Origin of the sequence: Streptomyces sp. NBC_00637 (genome assembly GCF_045161545.1) — a bacterium.
GTDB lineage: Bacteria > Actinomycetota > Actinomycetes > Streptomycetales > Streptomycetaceae > Streptomyces.
In genome coordinates, this window is sequence record NZ_CP109046.1 from 6229930 (window position 1) to 6255440 (window position 25511).

24 protein-coding genes and 1 riboswitch are annotated in these 25511 nt (G+C 72.0%); of the genes, 17 read left to right on the forward strand and 7 right to left on the reverse strand.

Annotated features, from left to right (window positions below; translation table 11 throughout):
- Positions 1–106: 106 nt before the first annotated feature.
- Positions 107–1171 carry an anthranilate phosphoribosyltransferase gene (gene trpD / locus OG440_RS27270; RefSeq protein WP_406009420.1) on the forward strand — a complete coding sequence of 355 codons (1065 nt, stop codon included), beginning with the start codon at positions 107–109 and terminating at the stop codon, positions 1169–1171.
- 76 nt (positions 1172–1247) lie between these two features.
- Positions 1248–1364: riboswitch (SAM riboswitch) on the forward strand.
- A gap of 180 nt (positions 1365–1544) precedes the next feature.
- On the forward strand, positions 1545–2906 hold the full coding sequence (locus tag OG440_RS27275) for an aminotransferase class V-fold PLP-dependent enzyme (protein ID WP_406009421.1): 1362 nt from the start codon (positions 1545–1547) through the stop codon (positions 2904–2906).
- 32 nt (positions 2907–2938) lie between these two features.
- On the opposite strand, the gene OG440_RS27280 is transcribed toward OG440_RS27275, so the two are convergent.
- A complete protein-coding gene (locus tag OG440_RS27280; protein WP_020129992.1) occupies positions 2939–3220 on the reverse strand; it encodes an Lrp/AsnC family transcriptional regulator in 282 nt (93 codons plus the stop codon).
- Complete coding sequence (locus OG440_RS27285) at positions 3217–4014, reverse strand: rhomboid family intramembrane serine protease (protein ID WP_406009422.1); 798 nt, start codon at positions 4012–4014, stop codon at positions 3217–3219. Before OG440_RS27285 ends, OG440_RS27280 begins: the two co-directional genes overlap by 4 nt.
- A 173-nt stretch (positions 4015–4187) precedes the next feature.
- On the opposite strand from OG440_RS27285, the gene OG440_RS27290 reads away from it, so the two are divergent.
- From OG440_RS27290 to OG440_RS27310, 5 genes are all read left to right on the forward strand, one after another.
- A complete protein-coding gene (locus tag OG440_RS27290) occupies positions 4188–4427 on the forward strand; it encodes a hypothetical protein (RefSeq protein WP_020129990.1) in 240 nt (79 codons plus the stop codon).
- 70 nt (positions 4428–4497) lie between these two features.
- Positions 4498–5841 carry an NYN domain-containing protein gene (locus tag OG440_RS27295; protein ID WP_406009423.1) on the forward strand — a complete coding sequence of 448 codons (1344 nt, stop codon included), beginning with the start codon at positions 4498–4500 and terminating at the stop codon, positions 5839–5841.
- Positions 5842–6052: 211 nt separating this feature from the next.
- The gene (locus OG440_RS27300; RefSeq protein WP_406009424.1) at positions 6053–7087 is read left to right on the forward strand and encodes an NlpC/P60 family protein; all 1035 of its coding nucleotides are present in this window, start codon (positions 6053–6055) and stop codon (positions 7085–7087) included.
- A 199-nt stretch (positions 7088–7286) separates the two neighbouring features.
- On the forward strand, positions 7287–8309 hold the full coding sequence (locus OG440_RS27305; RefSeq protein ID WP_406009425.1) for an NlpC/P60 family protein: 1023 nt from the start codon (positions 7287–7289) through the stop codon (positions 8307–8309).
- Between the two features lie 39 nt (positions 8310–8348).
- The gene (locus tag OG440_RS27310) at positions 8349–9551 is read left to right on the forward strand and encodes a hypothetical protein (RefSeq protein WP_406009426.1); all 1203 of its coding nucleotides are present in this window, start codon (positions 8349–8351) and stop codon (positions 9549–9551) included.
- Here OG440_RS27310 and OG440_RS27315 read toward each other — a convergent pair.
- On the reverse strand, positions 9539–10069 hold the full coding sequence (locus OG440_RS27315) for a PadR family transcriptional regulator (RefSeq protein ID WP_406009427.1): 531 nt from the start codon (positions 10067–10069) through the stop codon (positions 9539–9541). The two genes, OG440_RS27310 and OG440_RS27315, sit on opposite strands and share 13 nt — an antisense overlap.
- Positions 10070–10215: 146 nt before the next feature.
- Here OG440_RS27315 and OG440_RS27320 point away from each other — a divergent pair, with 146 nt between their 5' ends.
- Positions 10216–11544, forward strand: a complete 1329-nt coding sequence (locus tag OG440_RS27320) for an MATE family efflux transporter (protein ID WP_406009428.1) — start codon at positions 10216–10218, stop codon at positions 11542–11544.
- On the opposite strand, the gene OG440_RS27325 is transcribed toward OG440_RS27320, so the two are convergent.
- Complete coding sequence (locus tag OG440_RS27325; protein WP_406009429.1) at positions 11505–12740, reverse strand: glycosyltransferase 87 family protein; 1236 nt, start codon at positions 12738–12740, stop codon at positions 11505–11507. The genes OG440_RS27320 and OG440_RS27325 overlap by 40 nt on opposite strands.
- A 78-nt stretch (positions 12741–12818) precedes the next feature.
- Between OG440_RS27325 and OG440_RS27330 the strand changes: the two genes are divergently transcribed.
- Together OG440_RS27330 and OG440_RS27335 are read left to right on the forward strand one after the other, a co-directional pair.
- On the forward strand, positions 12819–13961 hold the full coding sequence (locus OG440_RS27330) for a glycosyltransferase family 4 protein (protein ID WP_406009430.1): 1143 nt from the start codon (positions 12819–12821) through the stop codon (positions 13959–13961).
- 118 nt (positions 13962–14079) lie between these two features.
- Positions 14080–15666 (forward strand): GMC oxidoreductase, encoded by a 1587-nt coding sequence (locus tag OG440_RS27335; RefSeq protein WP_406009431.1) that lies wholly within the window; start codon positions 14080–14082, stop codon positions 15664–15666.
- A gap of 28 nt (positions 15667–15694) precedes the next feature.
- Here OG440_RS27335 and OG440_RS27340 read toward each other — a convergent pair whose 3' ends face one another.
- Positions 15695–17491 carry an AMP-dependent synthetase/ligase gene (locus tag OG440_RS27340; protein ID WP_406009432.1) on the reverse strand — a complete coding sequence of 599 codons (1797 nt, stop codon included), beginning with the start codon at positions 17489–17491 and terminating at the stop codon, positions 15695–15697.
- Between the two features lie 349 nt (positions 17492–17840).
- Between OG440_RS27340 and OG440_RS27345 the strand changes: the two genes are divergently transcribed.
- The 6 genes from OG440_RS27345 to OG440_RS27370 all read left to right on the forward strand — a co-directional run bounded on the left by OG440_RS27345 (position 17841) and on the right by OG440_RS27370 (position 23127).
- Positions 17841–18596, forward strand: coding sequence for a metallophosphoesterase (locus tag OG440_RS27345; RefSeq protein WP_406011469.1), 756 nt, complete (start codon positions 17841–17843; stop codon positions 18594–18596).
- Positions 18597–18746: 150 nt separating this feature from the next.
- Complete coding sequence (locus tag OG440_RS27350; RefSeq protein ID WP_406009433.1) at positions 18747–19211, forward strand: SRPBCC family protein; 465 nt, start codon at positions 18747–18749, stop codon at positions 19209–19211.
- Between the two features lie 191 nt (positions 19212–19402).
- Entirely contained in the window at positions 19403–20578 is a 1176-nt protein-coding gene (locus tag OG440_RS27355; protein WP_406009434.1) for an ArsA family ATPase, read from the forward strand.
- A gap of 81 nt (positions 20579–20659) precedes the next feature.
- Positions 20660–21169 (forward strand): DUF5304 domain-containing protein, encoded by a 510-nt coding sequence (locus OG440_RS27360; RefSeq protein ID WP_406009435.1) that lies wholly within the window; start codon positions 20660–20662, stop codon positions 21167–21169.
- A 67-nt stretch (positions 21170–21236) separates the two neighbouring features.
- Positions 21237–22190, forward strand: coding sequence for an ROK family glucokinase (locus tag OG440_RS27365; RefSeq protein ID WP_384119058.1), 954 nt, complete (start codon positions 21237–21239; stop codon positions 22188–22190).
- Between the two features lie 181 nt (positions 22191–22371).
- Positions 22372–23127, forward strand: coding sequence for an endonuclease/exonuclease/phosphatase family protein (locus OG440_RS27370; RefSeq protein ID WP_406009436.1), 756 nt, complete (start codon positions 22372–22374; stop codon positions 23125–23127).
- Here the strand turns inward: OG440_RS27370 and OG440_RS27375 are convergent.
- On the reverse strand, positions 23124–23777 hold the full coding sequence (locus OG440_RS27375) for a hypothetical protein (protein ID WP_406009437.1): 654 nt from the start codon (positions 23775–23777) through the stop codon (positions 23124–23126). The two genes, OG440_RS27370 and OG440_RS27375, sit on opposite strands and share 4 nt — an antisense overlap.
- Positions 23770–24549 carry an alpha/beta hydrolase gene (locus tag OG440_RS27380; protein ID WP_406009438.1) on the reverse strand — a complete coding sequence of 260 codons (780 nt, stop codon included), beginning with the start codon at positions 24547–24549 and terminating at the stop codon, positions 23770–23772. The genes OG440_RS27375 and OG440_RS27380 overlap by 8 nt, the downstream gene beginning before the upstream one ends.
- A gap of 159 nt (positions 24550–24708) precedes the next feature.
- Between OG440_RS27380 and OG440_RS27385 the strand changes: the two genes are divergently transcribed.
- On the forward strand, positions 24709–25467 hold the full coding sequence (locus OG440_RS27385; RefSeq protein ID WP_406009439.1) for a lysophospholipid acyltransferase family protein: 759 nt from the start codon (positions 24709–24711) through the stop codon (positions 25465–25467).
- Positions 25468–25511 lie beyond the last annotated feature (44 nt).

Below are 25511 nucleotides of genomic sequence, written 5' to 3' on the forward strand. Positions count from 1 at the left end.
GACGGGGCCCTTTGCCGTGCCCACGGGCTGGATAGGGTGGGGTGCGCCTTGTTTCGAGGCGCGGGTCGGCACACGACGGCACACGACGACACACGCAGGAGCGGCTATGAGCGCTGTGACCCCCGCTGGAGGCGACACCGCGGCGGGCCGTTCCTGGCCCGAGGTGCTGAACGGCCTGCTGTACGGCCGCGACCAGGACGCCGACGCCACGTTCTGGGCGCTGGACCGGATCATGCGCGGTGAGGCGACCGACGCGCAGATCGCCGGGTTCGTGGTGGCGCTGCGGGCCAAGGGCGAGACCGTCGCGGAGATCAACGGGCTCGTCCGGGCGATGTACGAGCACGCCAACCTGATCGAGGTGCCCGGTCCGACCGTCGACATCGTCGGCACGGGCGGCGACGGCGCGAAGACGGTCAACATCTCCACGATGTCGGCGATCGTCGTGGCCGGCTCGGGTGCCACGGTCGTCAAGCACGGCAACCGGGCCGCGTCCTCCGCGTCCGGCGCCTCGGACGTCCTGGAGAAGCTCGGCGTCAATCTGGAGCTGACCCCGCGGCGGGTGGCCGAGGTGGCCCGGGAAGCCGGCATCACCTTCTGCTTCGCGATCAAGTTCCACCCGGCGCTGCGTCATGTGGGCGCCGCACGCGGCCAGTTGGGCATCCGCACGGTGTTCAACGTGCTCGGCCCGCTGACCAACCCCGCCAAGGTGCGGGCCCAGGCGGTCGGGGTCGCGGACCCGCGGATGGCGCCGGTCGTCGCGGGCGTCTTCGCCGAGCGCGGCAACTCGTCCCTGGTCTTCCGGGGCGACGACGGACTCGACGAGCTGACCACGACGGCCACGTCCCGGGTGTGGGTCGTCCGCGACGGCAAGGTCACCGAGGAGACCTTCGACCCGCGTGACGTCGGGCTCGAGCTGGTCCCGGTCGAGGCCCTGCGGGGCGCCGACCCGTCGTACAACGCGGAGGTCGCCCGACGCCTTCTGGAGGGCGAGACGGGCCCGGTGCGGGAAGCCGTGCTGCTCAACTCGGCGGCGGCGCTCGTGGCGCTGGAGCCGGGCACCGGGACGCTGGCGGAGCAGCTGCGGGCCGGGATGGCCAGGGCGGCGGAGTCGATCGACTCGGGCGCGGCCAAGCGCGCCCTGGAGCGCTGGGTGGCCGCCAGCAACGCCTGACGCCCCACCGATGGCCGTCCCGCGATCCGGACACCGGTTGCGGGACGGCGATCACTTCACGTACGTTCCTGTGTCAGGTCATGAGTGACAGTCATGAGGCCCCGGCCGACTGTCCGGCAACCCTCCGTCCGTGGCGGGGTGCCCCGGGTGAAGACCAGGTCGTAGGCAGCGAGGTCTACGGCAAGCGCGGACCCCTCGCACTCTTTCGAGTGAGTACCGCCAGGGGTCCTGGTCGTTCGAGGGAGTCTCCCGTGAGCAAGCGAATGCGATAGGGCGTAGAGCCCCGCCTCCGCACACCCCTTTCACCTTCCTCCGTGCTCGAGCCGTGTCCGCTCGCACGGTGGTTCCCCCTTGCCTCTCACGGGAGTTCGCCATGTCCGTCCCCACCGCTGTCGCCGCCCGTACCGTTTGTGCCCCGCTGCCCGTTCTCGGTCGTGATGTCACGGTCCCGCTCGTGACGGGCGGCGAGGTCACCTACGCGGCGCTCGACTACGCGGCCAGCGCCCCCGCCCTCCAGCGCGTCTGGGACGACGTGGCGGCCTACGCCCCGTACTACGGCAGCGTCCACCGCGGCGCCGGCTACCTCTCGCAGCTGTCCACGGACCTCTTCGAGAACGCCCGCGGGACGGTCGCCGAGTTCCTGGACTGCCGCCCCGACGACCAGCTGGTCTTCACCCGCTCGACGACGGACTCTCTCAACCTGCTGGCGCGGGCCCTCCCCGCCGGCTGCCAGGTCTTCGTCTTCGAGACCGAGCACCACGCCGCGCTGCTGCCCTGGAAGGACGCCCGGGTCACCTGCCTCGACGCCCCGCGCACCCCGCGGCAGGCCGTCGAGACGCTGGAGCGGGCCCTCGCCGACCGGGACCCGCACGGGCCTGCCCTGGTCTGCGTCACCGGCGCCTCGAACGTCACCGGCGAGCTGTGGCCGGTACGCGAGCTGGCGGCCGCGGCGCACGCGCACGGTGCCCGGATCGTCCTGGACGCGGCCCAGCTGGCCCCGCACCACCCGGTCTCCGTGCGGGAGCTGGACGTCGACTGGGTCGCCTTCTCCGGGCACAAGCTGTACGCGCCCTTCGGCTCCGGCGTGCTGGCCGGCCGCGCCGACTGGCTGGTGGCGGCCGACCCGTATCTCGCGGGCGGTGGCGCCAGCCGCAAGGTCTCGCGGCGCGAGGACGGGGGAGTGGACGTGGAGTGGCACGAGAGCGCCGCCCGCCACGAGGCCGGCTCCCCGAACGTGATCGGCGCCTACGCCGTCGCCTCGGCGTGCAAGGCCCTCACCGAGGCGGGCTTCGACGGTCTCGTAGTCCGGGAGGAGTACCTGATCGCGAAGGTGCGGGCCGGTCTGGCCGAGGTTCCGCAGGTGAGGGTGCTGTCCCTGTTCGGCGACGACGCCCCGCGGGTCGGCGTGATCTCCTTCGTCGTCGAGGGCTGGAACAGCTCGCACTTCGCAGCCGCCCTCTCCGCCGAGTACGGCATCGGGGTCCGCGACGGCCTCTTCTGCGCCCACCCGCTGGTCCGCACCCTGCTGGGCGGCGACGCCCGGAGCCAGGGCGAGTGCGGCGCGCCGGAGGCGGCGCCCGGCGAGAAGTCCCTCAACGCGATCCGGGTGAGCTTCGGCGCGGGAACCCCGGACGAGCACGTGGAGCGCTTCGTGAACGCGGTGCGTGAACTGGTGACCGAGGGTGCGCGGTGGCAGTACCGGACGCAGGACGGCCGCTGCGTGCCCGCCGTGTGAGCGACGGTCCGCCGGAGGCGGTGTTCAGCAGGTCAGGAGTCCAGCCCGATCGCGAACGCCGCCTCCAGGTCGTGCTGCGAGTAGGTGCGGAAGGCGACGTGCGTGTCCGTGCCCTCGACCCCGGGGATCTTGCTGATGCTGCCCGGGATGACCTCCGCCAGGTCCTCGTGCTCCTTCACCCGCACCATGGCGATCAGGTCGTACGTCCCCGTCACGGAGAAGACCTCGCTGACGGAGTCCAGCGAAGCGATCCGCTCCGCGATCTCGGGGATCCGGTCCACACTGGTCTTGATGAGGACGATCGCGGTGATCACGGCTGATTCTCTCCCTCGGGGGCCGGAGCTGGGGCGGGCCTCACTCTACGCGCCCGCCCGTCTCCCACCACCGCCGTCCCGAGGCCGTTCCCGGGGCCCTTCGCGCCTCTGAAACGGGCCCACGCGTAGAGGAACCCCAGGCCGAAGCCCACCAGGTGCGCCAGATAGGCCACCCCCGGCCCCTGGGCGGCCCGTCCCGCCGCCACCCATTGCAGGGCCGCCCAGAACGGCAGCACGACCCACGCCGGGAAGCGCAGCGGCAGAAAGAACAGGAACGGCAGGAGACTGGTCACCCGCGCCCGGGGGAACAGGTACAGAAACGCGCCGAGGACCGCGGAGATCGCCCCGGAGGCGCCGACCAGGGACTGCTCCGACCCGGCGTTGGCGGCGGCGTAGCCCAGCAGGGCCAGGTAGCCGCAGCCGAGGTAGAAGAACGTGAACTCGACGCGGCCCATCCGGTCCTCGGTCATCGTCCCGAAGACGTAGAGGAAGAGCATGTTGCCCAGCAGGTGCACCCAGCTGCCGTGGACGAACAGGGCCGTGGCCGGGGTCAGGACGGCCCGTGGCGCGCCCTCGAAGAGTTCGCGGGGCACCACGCCCCAGCGCCGGAAGTAGGCGCGCTGCAGAGCCGGCAGTTCGTCGCCGGAGCCGTAGACCGGATTGAAGCCCGAGGCGGGTCCGATCAGGAAGATCAGGCAGCACAGGGCGATCAGTGCGTAGGTCACCTGTGCCGGGCGGGCGCGGACCGCTCTGGCGACCGGCCCGTTCCGGTCGCCGGTCATGTTGCCGAACATGAGAACAAAGCATGGCGTAACCGGACGCACACGCCCGGACCGCCTCGCCGCCGTGGACGGATGGGCGGCGAGTACCCGCCAGGCCGTAGGGTTACGAGCCATACGCGCGGGGGAGCCTTCGGCCCGACCCCCACAACCACGAGCACGACACCAGAAGGAAGCGGAAAGCCACGATGACGGTTCCCCTGCCGACCGCCGCGACGCGGTGGCGCTGCACACTCTGCGGCAACCTCACGCGGTTCGACGTGACGCGCTCGTCGAAGGTCGTCGAGTACGTGCACCTCGACCTCGCCGGTGAGCCGAAGGTCGAGGAGCGCGAGGTGGTCAGTGAGACCATCGAGTCGGTGCGGTGCCGCTGGTGCAACGCCGTGGACCAGGTGGAACTCGTGGATCGGCCGGGCGCCGGTTCCTGACGACGGGAGTCCCCCCGCTCGAGCGAAGGCGAGAGCGAGGGAGGCCCCGCACAGTATTGGGGTGTGACGGATGGTGGAGAGCGCAGGCGGGGGGCCGGGCGACGGCGCCGCCGAGATGCTCGACCGTCCGCTGCCGGACGGCGTGCGGCGCAGGGTCGTACAGATCGTCTCCGACGGCTTCGGCGGGCTGACCGTCGGCGAACTGCCCGTCCAGTTGCGGCAGTACGCCCGGTTCGCGCCGAACCGGCGGGCGAAGTTCGCGGGCAACGCCATGGCGGCCGCCCTGGAGACCGATCCGCTCTTCCGGCAGCGCATCGCCGAGAAGTTCAGAGAGGCCCAGCCGGAACTCTCCGGCGCTCTCGACTCCGGCTCGCCGACCCCGGCCGCGGACCCGCACGAAGTGGCGGCCGCGGCCTACGTGCTGCGGCCCGTCGGCTGGGTGAAGCTGGTCACCGCGGCGGGCGAGGAGGCCCAGCGGGCGGACGCCGAGCGGGCCGACGAGGAGAGCCGGGCCGAACTGGAGCGGCTGCGCGAGGAGCTCGACCGGGCCCGTGAGCAGACCCGGACGGGCACCGAGGGGCTGCGCGCCGAACTGGACGCGGCGAAGAAGGAAGCCGAGTCGCTTCATCGCAAGCTGCGTTCGGCCCTCAGCGACGTCAAGCGGGGCGAGGCCGCGCTGCGCAAGGTGCGCGGTGAGCTGGAGACCGTGCGCGCCGAGGGGCAGACCCAGGTGTCGGCCGCGGAGAGCGAGGCACGGCGGCTGAAGGCGCGGCTCGGCGAGGTGGAGGCGGCGCTGGAGGCCACCCGGCGGGCGGCGCGTGAGGGCCGCAGCGTCGAGGACATGCGGGTGCGTCTGCTGCTGGACACGGTGCTCGACGCGGCCCAGGGGCTGCGGCGGGAGTTGGCGCTGCCGCCGGTGTCGGTGCGCCCGGCGGAGACCGTCGACGCGGTCGAACCGGGACGAATGACCCCGAAGGACATCGCCACGCGCGCGCTGTCGGAGAACGATCCGGCCATTCTCGACCAGTTGCTCGCGCTGCCCCAGGCCCATCTCGTCGTCGACGGCTACAACGTCACCAAGACCGGTTATCCGCAGATGCCGTTGGAGAAGCAGCGGCTCAGGCTCCTCGGGCAGCTCTCGCAGCTCGCCGCGCAGACCGGCGCCGAGGTCACCTGTGTCTTCGACGGGGCCGAACTGGCCGCTCCGGTGCTGCTCGCGCCGCCGCGAGGGGTGCGGGTGCTGTTCTCCAAGCCCGGTGTCACGGCCGACGAGCTGATCCGTCAGCTGGTGCGGGCGGAGCCGCCGGGCCGGCCGGTCATCGTCGCCTCGACCGACCGTGAGGTGGCCGACGGGATCGCCAAGGCGGGTGCCCGACCGGTGGCTTCCGCGGTGCTTCTGAAGCGGCTGTCCTAAACGTCGAAGTTCCAGGTTTATTGACCGAATTGGTGGGATCGTCACGCAACGTAGCGTCAATCGAGCATGACTACACGTGAGTTGATTGAAAAAACTGCGTTGCGTGATGGGTTTTTTTCTCCTGAGGATTTGAACTGATCACGGCGAGGTCACTAAGGTCAGGGCTCGCATCTCCAAACGGGTGATCACTCAAAAGAAGGAGCCCGTCTCCGTGGCGTCCCACCGTCGACCGAAGCAGCCGAGTCGCGCACGCGTGACCGTGCTGACCACCGCAGCCGCCGCTGCCGTCGTACTGAGCTCGCAGGCCGCCAACGCGGCGCCCAGCGAGAAGCTCACCAAGGACGAGGTCAAGACCAAGGTCGACAAGCTCTACGAAGACGCCGAAGAGGCCACCGAGAAGTACAACGGGGCCAAGGAGAAGCAGGAGAAGCTCCAGAAGGAGATCTCCACCATCCAGGACAACGTGGCCCGGGGGCAGTCGGAGCTCAACGAGCTGCGCGACTCCATGGGTCTGGCGGCCGCGGCCCAGTACCGCACCGGGTCCATAGACCCCTCCCTGCAGCTGCTCCTCTCCTCGAACCCGGACGACTACCTGGACAAGGCGTCCGCCGCCGACCAGCTCAGCGCCCAGCAGGTCGAGGCGCTGAAGAAGATCCAGGAGAAGCAGCGCGAGCTCGCCCAGGAGCGGAGCGAGGCCTCGACCAAGCTCAAGGACCTCGCCACCACCCGCACCGAACTGGGCAAGAAGAAGAAGGAAGTCCAGGCCAAGCTCACCGAGGCGCGCAAGCTCCTCAACACGCTGACGGCCAAGGAGCAGGCGTCCCTGGCGGCCGCCGACGCCCGCGCCAGCCGCGACGCGGGCGACCGCGTCGACCTCGGGGACGCGCCGGCCGGCTCCGGCCGGGCCATGGCCGCCTTCCAGGCCGCCCAGAGCCAGCTCGGCAAGCCGTACCAGTACGGCGCCACGGGCACCGCCACGTACGACTGCTCGGGCCTGACCTCCTGGGCCTACGCCCAGGCCGGCGTCTCCATCCCGCGCACCTCGCAGGCCCAGGCCAACGCCGGTACGCGGATCTACTCGCAGAGCGCCCTCAAGGTCGGCGACCTGGTCATCTTCTACGGCGACCAGCACCACGTCGGTTTCTACGCGGGCAACGGCCAGGTGCTGCACGCCCCGCGCACCGGCACCGTCGTGCGCTACGAGTCGATCAACAACATGCCGTTCCAGTTCGGCGTCCGGATCTGATCCCTCCCGGAATCGGGACACCACGCCGCCCGAACGGGCGAATTACGACAACGAGAAGTGACCCCACGCCCCGCCGGTGACCTGCGTCAGCGGCGGGGCGTCACTGTGCGTTGCCGTCGAGGTCTTTGGCCGACCCCCCACCGCGGGGCTACTGTCTGCCGCGTTTCCCTGTCCACCGGTGGAAGGAGCGCGGCTTCCCGTGGGGTCCCATCGCCGCCTTGCACAGTCCGGGTTCGACCGGGGCGCCACCAGCGCCCTGAGCGTGCTGTCCGTCGCGGCCGCCGCATTCGGTGCCGTGTCCGCCGTACCGGCCACGGCCGCTCCGCACGACGACACCCGCGCCGAGGTGGACCGTCTCTACGAGGAGGCCGAGAAGGCCACCGAGGCCTACAACACGGCCGACGAGCGCGCCGACACCCTGCGGGGGCAGGTCGGCGTGGCCCAGGACCACATCGCCCGGCAGCAGGAGCGCGTCAACGGACTGCGCGAGCAGCTCGGTTCGCTGGCCGGCGCCCAGTACCGCTCCGGTGGCCTCGACCCCTCCCTGGCGCTGCTGTTCTCCGACGACCCGGAGGACTACCTCTCCAAGGCGTCCGTCCTCGACCGGATCACCGTCCACCAGGCCGGCGAGCTGAGGGAACTCCAGGGCGCCCTGCGCGAACTCACCCAGGAGCGCGCGGAGGCGGCGGCCGAGCTCGCCGAGCTGGAGAAGAGCCGCAAGGCCGTGGTGCGGCACAAGCGGACCGTGGAGCAGAAGCTCGCCAAGGCCCGGCAACTGCTCAACTCGCTGCCGTCCGCCGAACGCGCGGCCTTCGACCGGGCCTCCCGCTCCGGCCGCGACACCATGTCCGGCCTCTCGGGCGCCGTCCCGGCCTCCGGCCGCGCGGGTGCCGCCCTGGCCGCCGTGCGCTCCGCGCTCGGCAAGCCGTACGTCTGGGGCGCCAACGGGCCCACCGGCTTCGACTGTTCGGGTCTCATGCAGTGGTCGTACGCGCAGGCCGGGGTGTCGCTGCCGCGCACCTCGCAGGCCCAGGCGCACGCGGGCCGACGGGTGCCGCTCTCCCAGGCCCAGCCCGGTGACATCGTCACCTACCGGTCCGACGCCAGCCATGTCGGCATGTACGTCGGCAACGGGCAGGTCATCCACGCCCCCTATCCGGGCGCGCCGGTGCGTTACGACCCGGTCGGGATGATGCCGGTCTCCTCCGTCACCAGGCCCTGAGCGGGGCCCGCGCGCGGTGGCCGCCGTACGATCGGGAGGATGGCTGGTCGAGGGCGGGCGCGCGGACCCGGGGTCCTGGGGCTCTGTCTGCTGCTCGTCGCGCTGCTCGGCTGCCTGGTCGGCTGCGGCGGGCGGGCGGCCGCGGACCACGCGAAGGCCGATGTGCAGCGGGTCCTGGACCGGCGGGCCGCCGCGGTCCTCGGCCATGACCGGAGCGGTTACGCGGCCACCGGCGCCGTGAGCGGGTACGCCGCGGTGCGGGCCGTTCCGCTGGCGGCCTGGTCGTACCGCGTGACGGGGCTCCACCGCAGCGGGGACACCGCCACCGCCGACGCCGAACTGAGCTACCGCGTCGACGGCTACGACAAGGCCCCGGTGACCACGGCCCGCGTCCTGCGAATGACCCGTGACGGGGCCGGCCGGTGGTCGGTGGCCTCGGACAGGCCCGCGACGAAGGCCGGCGAGCAGCTGTGGGACCAGGGCACGGTGAGCGTCGTACGGGGCGCGCACAGTCTCGTGCTCGGGGTCGGGCAGACCGCCGCGCGGCTGCGGTCCTTCGCCGAGCTGGCCGACGACGCCGTCCCGGAGGTGTCGGCGGCCTGGGGCACCGACTGGGCGGGGCGCCTCGTCGTCCTCGTCCCGAAGTCACTGGAGGGCATGGCGGCACTGCTCGGCTCGCCCGCCTCCTCCTACCGGGGCATCGCCGCGGTCACCACGGGCGAGACGGGCGGCGGGGCCAGGACGCCCGCGGACCGGATCATCGTCAACCCGGACTCGTACGCCATGCTCGGCCGGGTCGGCCGGCAGGTGGTGCTCACCCATGAGGCCACCCATGTGGCCACGCGCGCCCACACCGACGCGGCCACTCCGCTGTGGCTGTCCGAGGGCTACGCCGACTGGGTGGGCTACCGCGGCACCGGCCGTACCCCCGCCGAGGTCGCCCCGGAGCTCCAGCACGCCGTCACACAGGGCGCGGTCCCGGCGGCGCTGCCCGTCGACGGCGCCTTCGGCTTCTCCGGCGACGCCGACCGGCTGGCCCAGGCGTACGAGGGCGGCTGGCTGGCCTGCCGGATGATCGCCGAGCGGTGGGGCGAGGTGAAGCTGGACGCGTTCTACCGTGCGGTGGGGGAGCACGAGAAGCGGGCAGGGGCGGTGGAGGGCGCGCTGAAGAGCGTGCTGGGTGTCTCCCTGGCGGAGTTCACGGCGGACTGGCAGGGCTATCTGAAGGCTCAGCTCGGCTGAGCCAGCCGCTCGATCGCCTCGCGCAGCCAGGTTCGCTCCGCCTCGCCCGTCGCGCGGGCGACCCGCAGCATGCCCTGCCGGAACAGGTCCTCGGCCTCCTCGGCCCGTACCGGCTTTCCCCCGGCGTAGAAGAAGCTCGTGGGCGTCTCGAGGAAGTCCAGACGGCGGCGCAGGACGGCGGCCTGTTCCGCGCGGTCGGGCAGGTGCCGCAGGAACGCGAGGACCGTGTTGAAGCGGACGTGGTCGGTGATCTCCGGCTGCCGCGGGTGGCGCAGGCGTTCCAGCAGGTCCGCCCGGCCCTCGTCGGTGAGGGAGAGCACCCGGCGGGGGGCCGCGCCCGCGCCGTCCTCCTGGTGCTGGTCGAGCTTGCCCGCGGTGACGAGACGGGTGATCGCCGGATAGAGCGCGCCGTCGCTGACCGGGCGGACATGGCCGGTCAGGGCCTTGATCCGCTCCTTCAGCTCATAGCCGTGCAGCGGTTCCTCGGCCAGGAAACCGAGGATCGACAGCTCGAGCATGGCCCTCCCTTGCGGACGTGATGCGCTCATGCTACCTCTTATCGAGTTACCTCGTTTCGAGGTAACTCGATAAGAGATACTGCTGTGCGAGGCGGCTCGGTCCGCGGCACCACGTGCGGCGACGGCTCGTTCCAGGGGGATCCGTCATGGCAGGTCATCGCACACCACTCGTATCGCTCGCCCGTCCCGTCTACTTCTCGCTGCTCGCCTCCGTCGCCGCCGGGATCATCAACACCGTCTGGGTGTCCCGGCTCGGCGGGCCCGCGACGGCCGCGGTCGCGGTCGCCACCAACGCCGAGAACGTGCTGCTCGGGGTCGCGCTGGTCTTCGCCTCCGGCACGACCGTGCTGGTCGCGCACGCCAGAGGCGCACAGGACCCCGGAGACCTGCGGGCGGCCGTGCGGGGCGGCTGGGCGCTGTGCGCGGTGGTCACGCCGGTCGTCGCTGCCGGGGGCTTCCTGGTGCGCGAGCCGCTGGCCCGGCTGGTCCTCGGCGGACACGGTGGCTCCGCCCTGCCCCTCGCCGTCTCCTACTTCGCGATCTCGATGCCGGGCACCGCCGTCTTCTTCGGCCAGCAGCTCGTCGACGGCCTCCTCAAGGGGGCCGGCGACACCAGGACCCCGATGCGTCTCGCCCTCCTCGCCAACGGTCTGATCCTGGTGTGCGACCCGCTGTTCATCCAGCGCTACGGCGTCCGGGGCGCCGCCCTCTCCACGGTGCTGTGCCGGTGCGTGGCGCTCGGGGCCGGGCTGGCGGCCCTACGGCGGGACGCCGTGCTGCGGGCGGCCGCCCGGGTGGCGCCGACACTGTCCACCGGCGCCTCGCTGCGGCGCACCCTGGCGACCGGGCTGCCGATGTCCGCCGACTTCACCCTGCGCCAGGGCGGCGCACTGGCCCTGATCGCCGTGGTGGCACGGCTCGGGGTGACGGCGGTGGCCGCCTACGCGGTCGCGTACAAGGTCATGTACGTGGCGACCATGGCCTTCTACGCCGTCCGCCAGGCCGCCTCCATCCACACCGCGCACACCCGAGGCGAGGGCCGGGAGGAGCGCCGGGCGATCGGGCGGCAGGCCGTGCTCGTCTCCGGGACCGTCGGCCTCGCGGCCGCGCTGCTGCTGTGCGCGACGGCCCCCTGGATCATGGCCGCCTTCGGCGCCGGGCCCGCCGTGGCCCGCGAGGGCGTGCTGTTCCTGCGCTGCGTCGGGCCGTATCTGCTGCTCATGGCAGGGTTCATCGCACTGGGCGGCGTCTTCGAGGGCAGCGGGGGCGCGCCCGTGCTGCTGCGGGTGACCGTGCTCGGCACTGCCGTCCAGCTGCCGCTCGCGTACGCGCTGTCCGGGTTCGGGCTGCCGGGGGTGTGCGGGGCCATGGCGCTGGCCATGGGGGTGCAGTGCGCGGCGGTGGGGCTGGTGCTGCGGCGGGCGTGGCCCGGCCGTCAGGACGAGACCGCGGGCTCGCCGGCGCGGGCGGCCTGAGCGGACGGGGGAGCGGGGTCGGGCCGCGGCACCGTCGAACGCCACAGCCGTACGGCCGCGGTGAGCGCGGCGGCCACCAACAGGCCGTTGCGCAGGAACAGGAGGGTGACACCGAGCGGGCCGCTCGCGACGACGTCCGCGAAGAAGACCGGGAACTCCAGCACCGTCACGAAGGACGCGGCCAGGACCAGCACCGCGGGCAGGGCCATGCGGCCGGCGCGGAAGCACAGGCAGACCGCCGCGAGGCCGATCAGCCACACGAGGTACTGCGGGCTGATCACCCGGCTGGTGACGGTGAACAGCAGCACCGCCGTGAACGCCGCCTCCGCGAGCGTCTGCGGCGCGAAACGCCTCGCCGTCAGCCGCCACAGCAGCAGCCAGCCGAACGCGACCGCCGTCAGCCCCAGGGCCACGTCGCTCACCACGCCGACGTACGGGCCGAGGAACTCCAGTGAGCCGTAGCGCAGCAGCACCTGGCCCCGCCAGCCGAACCACCGGGCCACGTGAAGGGCGAGCGCGCCCAGCGACTCCACCTCGGTGCCCCGGTCGCGCTGGAAGGTGAGGAAGGCGAAGGCGCCGGGCATGACCAGGGCGAACAACGCGGCCAGCGCGCCGACGGTCACCGCCGCCGCGCCCCAGGCCCGTCTGCGCACGGCGCCCGCCAGCAGCAGCGCGGGCCACACCTTCAGCAGCACGGCGAGGCCCGTCAGCGCGCCCATCACCCGGGGCCGCCGGGCACCGGCGATCAGCGCGGCGACCGCGACCGCCGTCACCATCACGTCGTAGCGGGAGTAGACGGTGGGGCCGAGCAGCGGCAGGCCCGCCACCCACATCCAGGCGCCGCGCAGCGACCGTCCGGGGCGCAGGCCCGTGTTCAGCAGCAGCACGAGGACGGCCAGGTCGGCGAGGAAGGCCAGGACGAAGAAGGCCGACGCGTAGTCGAGGAACGGCAGCAGGCCGGGGGAGAGGACGGCGAGGGCGGCGGCCGGCGGGTACTGCCAGGTCACGTCGGCGGCCGGGAACGTGCCGGTGCTCAGGACGTCGTACCAGCCCTGGTAGGTGACGGAGACGTCGCTGGTGACGTCCGGGCCGGGGAAGAGGAACACCTTGAAGACGAAGAGCAGCAGCGCGAGCCGGGTCACGCCCCAGGTCGTCAGCAGGCACGTCAGGGGCCGCCCGGCGGCCGTCGTCTCCATGGCGCCCATGATCTCCCGCAGGGCTGTGAGGCGCGGTCGGGCGCGGCTGTGAACGGCGTTTGGATAGGGTCGGCTGCGATGCACAAGACCTTGATCGTGACGAACGACTTCCCGCCCCGCCCGGGCGGCATCCAGGCGTTCCTGCACAACATGGCGCTGCGGCTCGACCCCGACCGGCTCGTCGTCTACGCGTCCACCTGGAAGCGTTCCCGCGAGGGTGTCGAGGCGACGGCCGCCTTCGACGCCGAGCAGCCCTTCACCGTCGTACGGGACTCCACGACGATGCTGCTGCCGACGCCCGGGGCGACCCGCCGGGCCGTCGGGCTGTTGCGGGAGCACGGGTGCACGTCGGTGTGGTTCGGGGCGGCCGCGCCGCTCGGGCTGATGGCGCCGGCGCTGCGCAGGGCGGGTGCCGAGCGGCTGGTGGCCACCACCCACGGGCACGAGGCCGGGTGGGCGCAGCTGCCCGCCGCCCGGCAGCTGCTCGGCCGGATCGGCGAGAGCACGGACACGATCACCTATCTGGGTGAGTACACCCGCTCGCGGATCGCGACCGCGCTGAGCGCCGGGGCGGCCGGGCGGATGGTGCAGTTGCCGCCGGGCGTCGACGAGAAGACCTTCCACCCGGGGTCGGGCGGCGAGGAGGTGCGGGCGCGGCTCGGGCTGACCGACCGGCCGGTGGTGGTGTGCGTCTCCCGGCTCGTGCCGCGCAAGGGCCAGGACACGCTGATCCTGGCCATGCCGCGGATCCTGGCGGCCGAGCCGGAGGCGGTCCTGCTGATCGTCGGGGGCGGGCCGTACGAGAAGGACCTGCGCAGGCTCGCCCGGGAGCGCGGGGTGGCGGACGCGGTGCGTTTCACCGGGTCGGTGCCCTGGTCGGAGCTGCCCGCCCACTACGGCGCCGGGGACGTCTTCGCGATGCCGTGCCGGACGCGGCGGGGCGGACTCGACGTCGAGGGGCTGGGGATCGTCTATCTGGAGGCGTCCGCGACCGGGCTGCCCGTCGTCGCCGGGGACTCGGGCGGGGCCCCCGACGCGGTGCTCGACGGGGAGACGGGGTGGGTGGTGCGGGGCGGTTCCCCGGCCGACACGGCCGAGCGCATCGTCGCGCTGCTCGGGGACGCGGAGCTGCGCCGCCGGATGGGGGAGCGCGGGCGTGGCTGGGTGGAGGAGAGGTGGCGGTGGGACCTGCTGGCGGAGAAGTTGAAGACGTTGCTCTAGCTTTTCCCTCCGCGGCCTAGGCGGAGGCGGATAATCCGCCGATGCTGCGCACATGACAGCAAAACTGATACAGCGTCAGCTGACGGGTAGTCAGCTGACCAGACGTCAAATCCTTGGCATGGCCGCCCTCCAGACGGCGGCCACGCTCGGCTTCACCCGCGTCGGCCTCCAGTCGGCCCGCGCGGCGGAGCCCGCGGCGGTCGAATCCGCCCCCGCCGTCGTCGTCGGCTCCGGCTACGGCGCCGCCGTCGCCGCCCTGCGTCTCGGCCAGGCCGGCATCCGCACCCTCGTGATCGAGATGGGCCGGCTGTGGAACACCGCCGGCGCAGACGGCAAGGTCTTCTGCAACACCGCCAACCCCGATCAGCGGTCCATGTGGTTCCGCACCCGCACCGAGGCGCCGCTGGCCTCGTTCCTGTGGCTGGACGTCGTCAACAAGGACATCAGCCTCTACCCGGGCGTCCTGGACCGCGTGCACTTCGACCACATGTCCGTCTTCGTGGGCCGCGGGGTCGGCGGCGGTTCCCTGGTCAACGGCTCCATGGCGGTCACCCCGCTCCAGTCCTACTTCGCCGAGCAGTTCCCCACCGTCGACGCGGCGGAGATGTACGCGACGTACTTCCCGCGCGCCCGCGCCATGCTCGGCGTCAACACCGTCGACCCCGCCTGGTTCGAGTCGACCGAGTGGTACCGGTTCTCGCGCGTCTCCCGCAAGCACGCGGCGAACACGGGCCTGAAGACCACCTTCGTGCCCAGCGTCTACGACTTCGCCTACATGCAGCGCGAGGCGGCCGGCACGGCGACGAAGTCCGCCCTCGGGCAGGAGGTCATCTACGGCAACAACTACGGGAAGCGCAGCCTCGACAAGACGTATCTGGCGTCGGCGCTGGGCACCGGGAACGTCACGATCCACACCATGGAGAAGGTGCGCGGGATCAGCCGGGCCAACGACGGGACTTATCTCCTGACCGCCGACCGCATCGACGCCACGGGCAAGGTCGTCGAGACCAAACAGTACGGCTGCACGTACCTGTTCCTCGGCGGCGGCAGCCTCGGGACCAGCGAACTCCTCGTCCGGGCCAGGGACACGGGCACGCTGCCCGCGCTGGACGGATCCGTCGGGGCGGGCTGGGGGAACAACGGCAACGTGATGCTCGGGCGGGCCAACCACCTGTGGGACACCGTCGGCGCCGACCAGTCGACCATGCCGGTCATGGGCATCGACGACTGGGCGAACACCGCCAACCCCGTCTTCGCGGAGATCGCCCCGCTGCCCATGGGACTGGAGCACTGGGTCAGCCTCTATCTGGCGATCACCAAGAACCCGCAGCGGGCCGCGTTCACCTACGACGCCTCCTCCGGCGGGGTGAAGCTCGGCTGGAGCGCCGCGCAGAGCGCCGTCGCCTCGGGCATGGCCAAGAAGCTGTTCGACCGGATCAACGCGGCGAACGCCACCATCTACCGCTACGACCTCTTCGGCTCGTCCAACAAGGTGTTCGCCGACGACTTCACGTACCACCCGCTCGGTGGCTGCGTGCTGGGCAAGGCGACCGACGACTACGGGCGGGTGAAGGGGTATTCGAAGCTGTACGTCACCGACGGCTCGCTGGTGCCCGGCAACATCGGGGTGAACCCGTTCGTCACCATCACCGCGCTCGCCGAACGCACGATGGCGCGGGTCCTCGTGGAGGACACCGCGCCATGACGCACCGTCAGGAGGTTTTGACCAGCCGCTACTTGGCGTAGATCGCCTCGATCTCGCCCGCGTAGTCCCTCGCCACCACATTGCGCTTGAGCTTCAGCGACGGCGTGAGGTGGCCCGAGTCCTCCGTGAACTGGGAGGGGAGAATGCGGAACTTCCGCACCGATTCCGCTTTCGAGACCGCGGCGTTGCCGTCGTCGATCGCCGACTGGATGGCCGCCTGAAGGTCGGTGTCCTCGCGCAGCGACGCCGCGGTCGAGCCCGCCGGCTTGCCGTGGTCGGAAGCCCAGCGGCCCAGGAACTCCTCGTCGATGGTGACCAGCGCGCCCACGAACGGCCGCCCGTCGCCCACAACCATGCACTCCGCGACCAGCGCGTGCGCGCGGATCCGGTCCTCGATCACGGCCGGCGCGACGTTCTTGCCACCCGCCGTGACGATGATCTCCTTCTTGCGCCCGGTGATCCGGAGGTAGCCGTCCTCGTCGAGGGTGCCGATGTCACCGGTGTGGAACCAGCCGTCGGCCAGCGCCTCGGCGGTCGCGCCCGGGTTGTTCCAGTACTCCTTGAACAGGTGCTCGCCGTGCAGCAGCACCTCCCCGTCGTCCGCGATCCGCACGACCGAGCCGGGCAGCGGCTGACCGACCGTGCCGATCTTCTGCCGGTCCCAGGGGTTGAAGGCGGTGGCGGCGCAGGACTCCGTCAGGCCGTAGCCCTCCAGGACGGTGAAGCCGATGCCGCGGAAGAAGTGACCGAGGCGCTCGCCCAGCGGGGCGCCACCGGAGATCGCGTACTCGCCCTTGCCGCCGAGGACCGCGCGCAGCTTGCTGTAGACCACCCGGTCGAAGACCTTGTGCTTGATCTTCAGTCCGAGCGACGGGCCCGCCGGGAGCTCCAGCGCCTTGCTGTAGGCGATCGCGGTGTCCGCCGCCTTGTCGAAGATCGCGCCCTTGCCGTCGGCCTGCGCCTTGGCGCGCGCCGAGTTGTAGACCTTCTCGAAGACCCGCGGCACGCCCAGGATCAGCGTCGGCCGGAAGGACGCCAGCTCGTCGGTGAGGTTCTTGATGTCCGGGACCATGCCCAGCTTGATCGGCGCCATCATCGGGGCGATCTGCACCAGCCGGCCGAAGACGTGCGCGAGCGGGAGGAAGAGCAGCACGCTGCACTCGCCCGTGCGGAACAGCGGCCGCAGGCGCTCCACGACGTTCCCGCACTCGGCGAAGAAGCTGCGGTGGGTCAGCACACAGCCCTTGGGACGGCCCGTCGTGCCGGACGTGTACACGATGGTCGCCGGGTCGTCGGCCTTGGCCTGCGAGCTGCGCTCCTCGACGACCTGGTCGGAGACGTCCTTGCCGAGCCGCCCGAGCTCCTCGACACCTCCGGCCTCGATCTGCCACACGTGCTTCAGCGCCGGCAGCGACTCGCGCACCGACTCCACGGCCGCCGTGTGACTGTCCAGCTCGACCACGACGGCGGTCGCGCCCGAGTCGGAGAGGATCCACCGCACCTGCTCCGGGGAGCTGGTCTCGTACACCGGCACGGTGACCGCGCCCGCGCACCAGATGGCGAAGTCGAGCAGCGTCCACTCGTAGCGGGTGCGCGACATCAGGCCGACCCGGTCGCCGGGCTGGACGCCGGAGGCGATGAGGCCCTTGGCGGCGGCGTGCACCTCGGCCAGGAAGGCCGTGGCCGTCACGTCCTGCCAGGCGCCGGCCACCTTGCGGGCGATGACGGCGACATCGGGATGCTGCGCGGCGTTTCTGCGGACGATGTCGGTCAGATTGCCGTCCGCAGGGACCTCGTACAAAGCCGGAAGGCTGAACTCGCGCAAGACTGCTGCTCCTCATAGGGCGCCGGCGCCACGACGTTGTGTGCTGCGACGATGCGGTCCAAAGGCTCGGGACTGTGCTCGGGACCTCGACGGATCTCGATGGTTGAAATCCTGAGCACGACTGGACTGCCCGGACGTTACCCGTCGGTATGGCGTCTTCGACAGGGGGGTCCGGCGAGATGTTTGCTGCGTCACACAGATTGGTGTTTCCCGGCCGACAGTAGTCCACCGCTTTACTGACTGGCCAGTAACCGGTATCCGGGTCGCCACTGTTCACGTATGCCGCACACGCCTACCCTTGATCGCCATGGCATCCACACCGCCCGGAAACCGCCGGACACGCGTCCACGTGGTCAGCGACGTGCACGGCAACGCGCGCGACCTGGCCCGGGCCGGAGAGGGCGCGGACGCACTGATCTGTCTCGGCGACCTGGTCCTGTTCCTGGACTACGCCGACCACTCCCGCGGGATCTTCCCCGACCTCTTCGGGGAGGAGAACGCCCACCGTCTCGTCGAACTGCGCACCGCCCGCCGCTTCGAGGAGGCCCGCGAGCTCGGCCGCCGGCTCTGGGGCGGAGTCGACGGCGACCGGGCCGCCCTGATCGAGCAGGGGGTCCGCAAGCAGTACGCCGAGCTGTTCGCGGCGTTCCCGACCCCGACGTACGCCACCTACGGCAACGTCGACATGCCGCGGCTGTGGCCCGAGTTCGCCGGACCCGGCACGACCGTCCTGGACGGCGAGCGGGTGGAGATCGGCGGCCGGGTCTTCGGCTTCGTGGGCGGCGGTCTGAAGACGCCCATGCGCACGCCCTACGAGATCAGCGACGAGGAGTACGCGGCGAAGATCGAGGCCGTGGGCGAGGTGGACGTGCTGTGCACCCACATCCCGCCCGAGGTGCCGGAACTCGTCTACGACACGGTGGCCCGCCGCTTCGAGCGGGGCAGCCGGGCGCTGCTGGACGCCATCCGCCGCACCCGGCCCCGCTACGCGCTCTTCGGGCACGTCCACCAGCCGCTCGCCCGCCGGATGCGGGTCGGCGCCACCGAGTGCGTGAACGTGGGGCACTTCGCGGGCAGCGGGAAGCCGTGGGCACTGGAGTGGTGACCCGACGCCGCCCGGCCGGTGTCCCGACTCCGGGTGAAGGCGGGGGGTCGGGCGCGCGGTAGCCTTCACGCTGCACACACGGGCGCGGCGGCTGGCGCACGGTGTCCTCTTGTCTACCTGTACCGGCCCGCATCTGGAGGAGCCACGGCGATGGCGGAACACACCAGCTCGAGCATCACGATCGAGGCGGCACCGGCTGAGGTCATGGCGGTGATCGCCGACTTCGCCCGCTACCCGGACTGGACCGGAGAGGTGAAGCAGGCGGAGGTCCTCGGGACGGACGGGCAGGGTCGCGCCGAGCAGGTCCGCCTGGTCATGGACGCCGGCGCCATCAAGGACGACCAGGTCCTCGGCTACACCTGGACCGGCGAGCACGAGGTGTCCTGGACGCTGGTGAAGTCCCAGATGCTGCGCCAGCTCGACGGCTCCTACCTCCTCAAGGCGGTCGGCGCGGGCGCGACCGAGGTCACCTACCAGCTGACCGTGGACGTCAAGATCCCGATGCTGGGCATGATCAAGCGCAAGGCCGAGAAGGTCATCATCGACCGCGCCCTGGCCGGCCTGAAGAAGCGCGTGGAGTCGGGCGAGGCCGGCGTCGAGGCCCCCGAGAAGTAGCCGCCCCCCCCGCAGGCTGGAAGCATGCAGGTCGCATGCCGGAAGCCGACCGGCCGCAGGCACCACCACGCACGACCGGCCGGGTGGCCGGAATCGGCGGTGCCGGCGGTGCCGGGCGTTCGTCCGTCGGCCGGTGGGGTGCGGCGTGAGGAGGTCGGGGGCCGCCTCGACCTCCGTTACGGTTCACCCTCATGCGCACCATCCTGATCACCGGCCCAGGCGGCAGCGGACGCACGACCGTGGCGGCAGCCACCGCACAGCGCGCGGCAGCGGAAGGCACCCGCACCCTCGTCCTCAGCGCCGACCGCACCGACACCCTCGGCGCGGCGCTCGGCGTGCGGACCGGAGCGAGCCCCGTCCCGGTCGCCCCGCGTCTCACCGCCTGGCGCCCCGACGCCGGCGCCGGCTTCCGGGACGATCTCGCCGGTTTCCAGGACCGCGCCTCCACCGTCCTCGACCTGCTCGGCGCCTCCCGGCTCGACCCGGAGGAGGTCACGCCCCTCCCCGGCGCCGAGGAGCTGACCCTGCTGCGCGCGCTGCGCGACGCCGCCCTCGCCGACGGCGGTGACCTGCACGAACTCCTCGTCGTCGACCTGCCGCCGGTCTCGCAGGCCCTCGCCCTGCTGGCCCTCCCGGAGGAGCTGCGCCGCTACCTGCGCCGGCTGCTCCCGCCGGAACGGCAGGCGGCCCGCGCCCTGCGCCCGATGCTCGGCCGTCTCGCCGGGGTGCCGATGCCCGCCGAGTGGCTGTACGAGACGACCGCCCGCTGGGACATGGAGCTGGCCGCCGTCGAGGCCGTCCTCGCCGACCCCGGCACCGCCGTACGCCTGGTCGCCGAGCCGGGACCGGCCGGAGCCGACGCCGTCCGCGACGCCCGCCTCGGCCTCGCCCTGCGCGCCCTGCCCGTCGAGTCGCTCGTCGCCAACCGCGTCCTGCCGGAGGCTTCGGGCGACGACGCTCTGCTCGGCCGGCTCGTCACCCAGCAGCGCAAGGCCCTGGAGGAGTGGGGCCAGGAGGCCCGTCCCGTCCCCCACCTGGGGCACGACCCCCGCGGCGCCGACGACCTCGCCGCGCTCACCGTGCCCACCGTCAACCCGGCGACCTCCCCGGTCGAGTGGCCCGTGGCCGACCGGCTCGCCCAGGACGGCGTGCTCGTCTGGCACCTCCCGCTGCCCGGCGCCATACGCGACGAGCTCGACCTCGTCCGGCGCGGCGACGAACTGGTCGTCACCGCCGGACCGTTCCGGCGTATCGTCGCGCTGCCCTCCGTGCTGCGCCGCTGCACCGTCGACGGCGCCGCGCTGCGCGACGGCGAGCTGTGCGTGCGGTTCGCGCCGGATCCGGGGCTCTGGCCGCGCGGCCACTGAACGACGTTCCGCCGTTCGGGTAACGTCGTAGGGACGAGCCGTCATCAGGCGTCGTCGACCAGGAGTCATCAGGAGTCCGCCATGAGCGAAGAGCGCCCCACGCCCGACGCCGCCGGGGAGCCCACCGGGACATCGGGCTTCGACGAGCACCGCGCGACCGACGCCGACGCCTGGGCCACCGCCGCCGCCGAGGACCTGGCGGCGGAGAAGGCCCGCCGCCGCGGCCAGGACGACCGGCCCCCGGGCTCGGCCGCCGAGGAACTGCGCAAGCTCGTCGACGCCGTCGGCGACAAGCTGTCCTCCATGCAGTCCCCGCTGCTCGGGGCGGTCGCCGGACCCGCGGCGCAGCAGGTGGTCCGCCAGGTCGTCCAGCAGGCCAAGGCCGCCGTGGAGCCCGTCATCGAACGCAACCCGGACGTCTTCGACCACCTCGCGGCCGCCGGCACCGAACTCCTCGCCGCGTACCGGTCCGCCGTCCAGAGCCAGGAACAACGCTGGACGACCGGAGCGAACGACCCGGGGAGCGCCCCGCGCGACCCGGGCCGCGACGGCGACGACACCGGTCCCGGCCAGCGCATCGACTTGGACTGAAGCCGTCCGGGGGCAGGGCCTCGGGTACGGTTGGCCGTAGCGGGGCTCGACCGAAACTGAGGGATTCATGGGACTCACCATCGGCGTCGACATCGGCGGCACGAAGATCGCGGCCGGCGTGGTCGACGAGGAAGGCAACATCCTCTCGACCTACAAGGTGCCGACCCCGGGCACGCCCGAGGGCATCGTGGACGCCATCGCCTCCGCCGTGGAGGGCGCACGCGCGGGGCACGACATCGTCGGGGTGGGCATCGGCGCCGCCGGCTATGTCAACCGCCAGCGCTCGACGGTCTACTTCGCGCCCAACATCGACTGGCGCCAGGAACCGCTGAAGGACGAGGTAGAGGCCCGCGTGGGTCTCCCCGTAGTGGTGGAGAACGACGCCAACGCCGCGGCGTGGGGTGAGTACAAGTTCGGCGCGGGCAAGGGCCACCGCAACGTCATCTGCATCACCCTGGGCACCGGCCTCGGCGGCGGCATCATCATCGGCAACAAGCTGCGCCGCGGCCACTTCGGGGTCGCCGCGGAGTTCGGCCACATCCGCATGGTGCCGGACGGTCTGCTGTGCGGCTGCGGCTCGCAGGGCTGCTGGGAGCAGTACGCCTCCGGCCGCGCCCTGGTGCGCTACGCCAAGCAGCGTGCCAACGCGACTCCCGAGAACGCCGAGATCCTGCTGTCGCTGGGCGACGGCAACCCCGACGGCATCGAGGGCAAGCACATCTCCATGGCCGCCCGTCAGGGCGACCCGGTAGCCGTGGACTCCTACCGCGAGCTCGCCCGCTGGGCCGGCGCCGGCCTCGCCGACCTCGCCTCCCTCTTCGACCCCTCCGCCTTCATCGTGGGCGGCGGTCTCTCCGACGAGGGCGAGCTGGTCCTCGACCCGATCCGCAAGTCCTACAAGCGCTGGCTGGTCGGCGGCAACTGGCGCCCGGTGGCCGACGTCATCGCGGCCCGGCTCGGCAACAAGGCGGGCCTGGTGGGGGCGGCGGACCTGGCGAGAGAACCCGACCCGATCATGTAGTCGCCCTACTTGCCGTACTCGTACTACTTGTTCTGCCTTGTTCTGCTCGCACTCCTCGTACGGCTGGTCGTACCGCTTCTCGTACGGCCGGTCGTGCGGCACAAGCGTCAACACGGGGGCCGTTCGCGGCCCCCGTTCGCTTTTCCGGACGTAGCGGACGGAGCGGCGTATCTTGATCGCTATGCCGACGACCTCGCCGCTACCCAACTCCCGCACCGAGCCCGACGGTTCGGCCGTCATCCGGGTCCTCAGCTACAACGTCCGCTCCCTGCGGGACGACACCGACGCCCTCGCGCGGGTGATCACGGCCTGCGCCCCCGACCTGACCCTCGTCCAGGAGGCGCCCCTCTTCTTCCGCTGGCGCAAGAAACTCGCCCGGCTCGCGGCCACCTCCGGGCAGGTGATCCTCACGGGGGGCGGCACGGCGGCCGGCCCGGCCGTCCTGTGCTCGCTGCGGGCGACCGTCGAACGCACCGAGGACGTCCTGCTGCCGCTCACCCCCGGCCAGTTCCGGCGAGGCCTGGCGACCGCCGTGGTCCGCTTCGCGGGTGTCCGGCTCGGCGTGGTCGGCTGCCACCTCGGCCTGACCGCCGCCGAGCGCTACGAGCAGGCGGGCATGCTGCTCGACCGCCTGGCCGGGATGGGCGTGGAGCACGCGGTCGCGGGCGGCGACATCAACGAGAGCCCGGGCGGCCGCACCTTCGGCCGGCTGGCCGCCGCCCTCCAGGACTGCCGCACCGCGGCGCCCTGGGGCGGTGAGCACAGCTTCCCGTCCTCCGGGCCGAACCGCCGCATCGACGGGATCTTCGTGACGAAGGGTGTGGAGGTGCTCGGCTGCGGGGTGCCGACCGGGCTTCCCGGGGTCACCGAAAGCGACTTGAGGGCGGCCACGGACCACCTTCCGGTCCTTGCCGCCCTCAGGATTCCCGTGACCTAGACGACCGCTCCCCGCCCGGGGTCCCCGTCCTCCTCGTCGTCCGTGCGCATCCGCATCACCAGGGTGGCGAAGCCGCCGAGGAAACCGCCGATGCCGACGGTCGACAGCCACCACGTCATCTCCCAGCCCAGCAGCACCGCGAGCAGGAGCAGCAACGGCCCGCCGATCACCCCGAGCCAGGCGAACTTGGCCGTGGTGTCGGCGGCGGGCAGCGGCGGCGGCTCCGGCGGGACGAAGTGGCCCTCGTCGTCCCCGTCGAAGTCGTCCTCGGACGGTTCGGGCGCCGTGTGGTCGCGCGGGCCGACCCCGGGCGCGAAGGCGATCGAGCCGCCCAGCGGCTGGGCCGGTTCCTTCTCCTCGCCGGGCTCCCTGGCGGGGTCCTTCGCCGTTTCCTTCGCGGGTTCCTGACCGGATTCCGCCCCGGACTCCTCGTCGTTCGTCCCGACCTCGAGCAGCGCCAGGTCCTCGACCGACTTGAACGGCTTGGCGCCCGGCGGGTCGGCCGGCTCCTCGCCATAACCCGCGACGATCGCCGCCCACGCGGCGGCCTCGTCGAAGGGCACGCTCTGCTCCTCCGGCGCGCGGCCCTCCGGGCCGTCCCGCTCGTCCCGGTTCTCCCGGTCCTCACGGTCGGAGTCGTGCTCAGCCACCTACGGCCGTCCCTTCCTTGCCGACACTGGGCGCGATCCGGGCGATGAACGCGTAGCTCTCCTCGAAGATCCGGTCCGCATCGTGGTCCAACGTTGCCACGTGGTAGCTCTGTTCCAGCAGGATCTCGGTCACGTCCGTCGAGGACACCCGGCCCAGGACCCGGGCCGAGTCGGCGGCCGGTACGACATGGTCCTGGACGCTGTGCAGGAGCAGCAGCGGCTGGGTGACCTGCGGCAGTTCGCCGTCGATCATCCGCAGGAAGGCGCGCAGGGAGTGCGCCGAGTGCAGCGGCACCCGGTCGTACCCGCTCTCCAGCACGCCCTCCTTCGCGATGTCGCTGGTGATCCCCTTCGTCGTCCGGACGAGATGGCGGGCCACCGGAAGGGCGTACGCGGAGAGGCCGTGCACCTTGTTCGCCGGGTTGACGACGATGACGCCGTCCACCCCCTCCCCGTGCTTCGCGGCGAGCCGCAGGGCCAGCGCGCCGCCCATGGACAGGCCGGCCACGAACACCCGGGAGCACCGGTCGCGCAGGGCGCGCAGCTCGCGGTCCACCTCCGCGTACCAGTCCGGCCAGCCGGTCAGGGCCATGTCCTCCCAGCGCGTGCCGTGTCCCGGCAGCAGCGGCAGCGAGACGGTCAGGCCCTGCCCGGCCAGGTACCGCGCCCAGGGGCGCAGCGACTGCGGGGAACCGGTGAAGCCGTGACAGAGGAGCACTCCGACCTCTCCGCCCTCATGGCGGTACGGCTCGGCTCCAGGAAGGACCGGCACCTTCGGTCTCCTGTCTTCGTCTGTTCTTCGTGGGAGGGACGTCTGCTTCACCGTACGCGACCGCACTGACACCGACCAGGGTCGTCGGAGCCTTTGCGGCCACTCCGGGTTAAGGTCTGTGCGACACAAACAGGAGGCACTCGCTTGTTGTACGGCGCGATGAAGGTCGCTATCGGGGGACCGCTGAAGGTCACCTTCAGGCCCTGGGTGGAAGGCCTCGAGAACATTCCCGCCGAGGGCCCCGCGATCCTGGCGAGCAACCACCTGTCCTTCTCGGACTCGTTCTTCCTGCCCGCGGTCCTCGACCGCAAGGTGACCTTCATCGCGAAGGCGGAGTACTTCACGACGCCCGGGGTGAAGGGCCGGCTGACGGCGGCCTTCTTCAAGGGCGTCGGCCAGCTCCCGGTGGACCGCTCCGGCGGGCGCGGGGCCGGCGAGGCGGCGATCCGCAGTGGCATAGAGGTGCTCGAGCAGGGCGAGCTGTTCGGTATCTACCCGGAGGGCACGCGCTCGCCGGACGGCCGGCTCTACCGCGGCAAGCCGGGCGGCCTCGCGCGCGTGGCGCTCGCCACCGGCGCGCCCGTGATCCCGGTCGCGATGATCGACACCGAGAAGATCCAGCCGCCCGGGAAGGTGCTGCCGAAGATCATGCGGCCGGGCATCCGGATCGGCAAGCCGCTGGAGTTCGCCCGGTACCAGGGCATGGACCACGACCGCTTCGTGCTGCGCGCGCTGACCGACGAGGTCATGTACGAGATCATGAAGCTCTCCGGCCAGGAGTACGTCGACATCTACGCGACCGCCGCCAAGCGGCAGCTCACGGAGGCGGCGAAGGCCGAAAGGGAGGCCGAGAAGGCCGCGAAGGCGGCGCTCGCGCAGGCCGAGAAGGACCAGGCGAAGAAGGACAAAGAGCAGTAGGCCGGTGGGCGGAAGCCGGTAGTCGGTAGTCGGGGCCCGGGGGC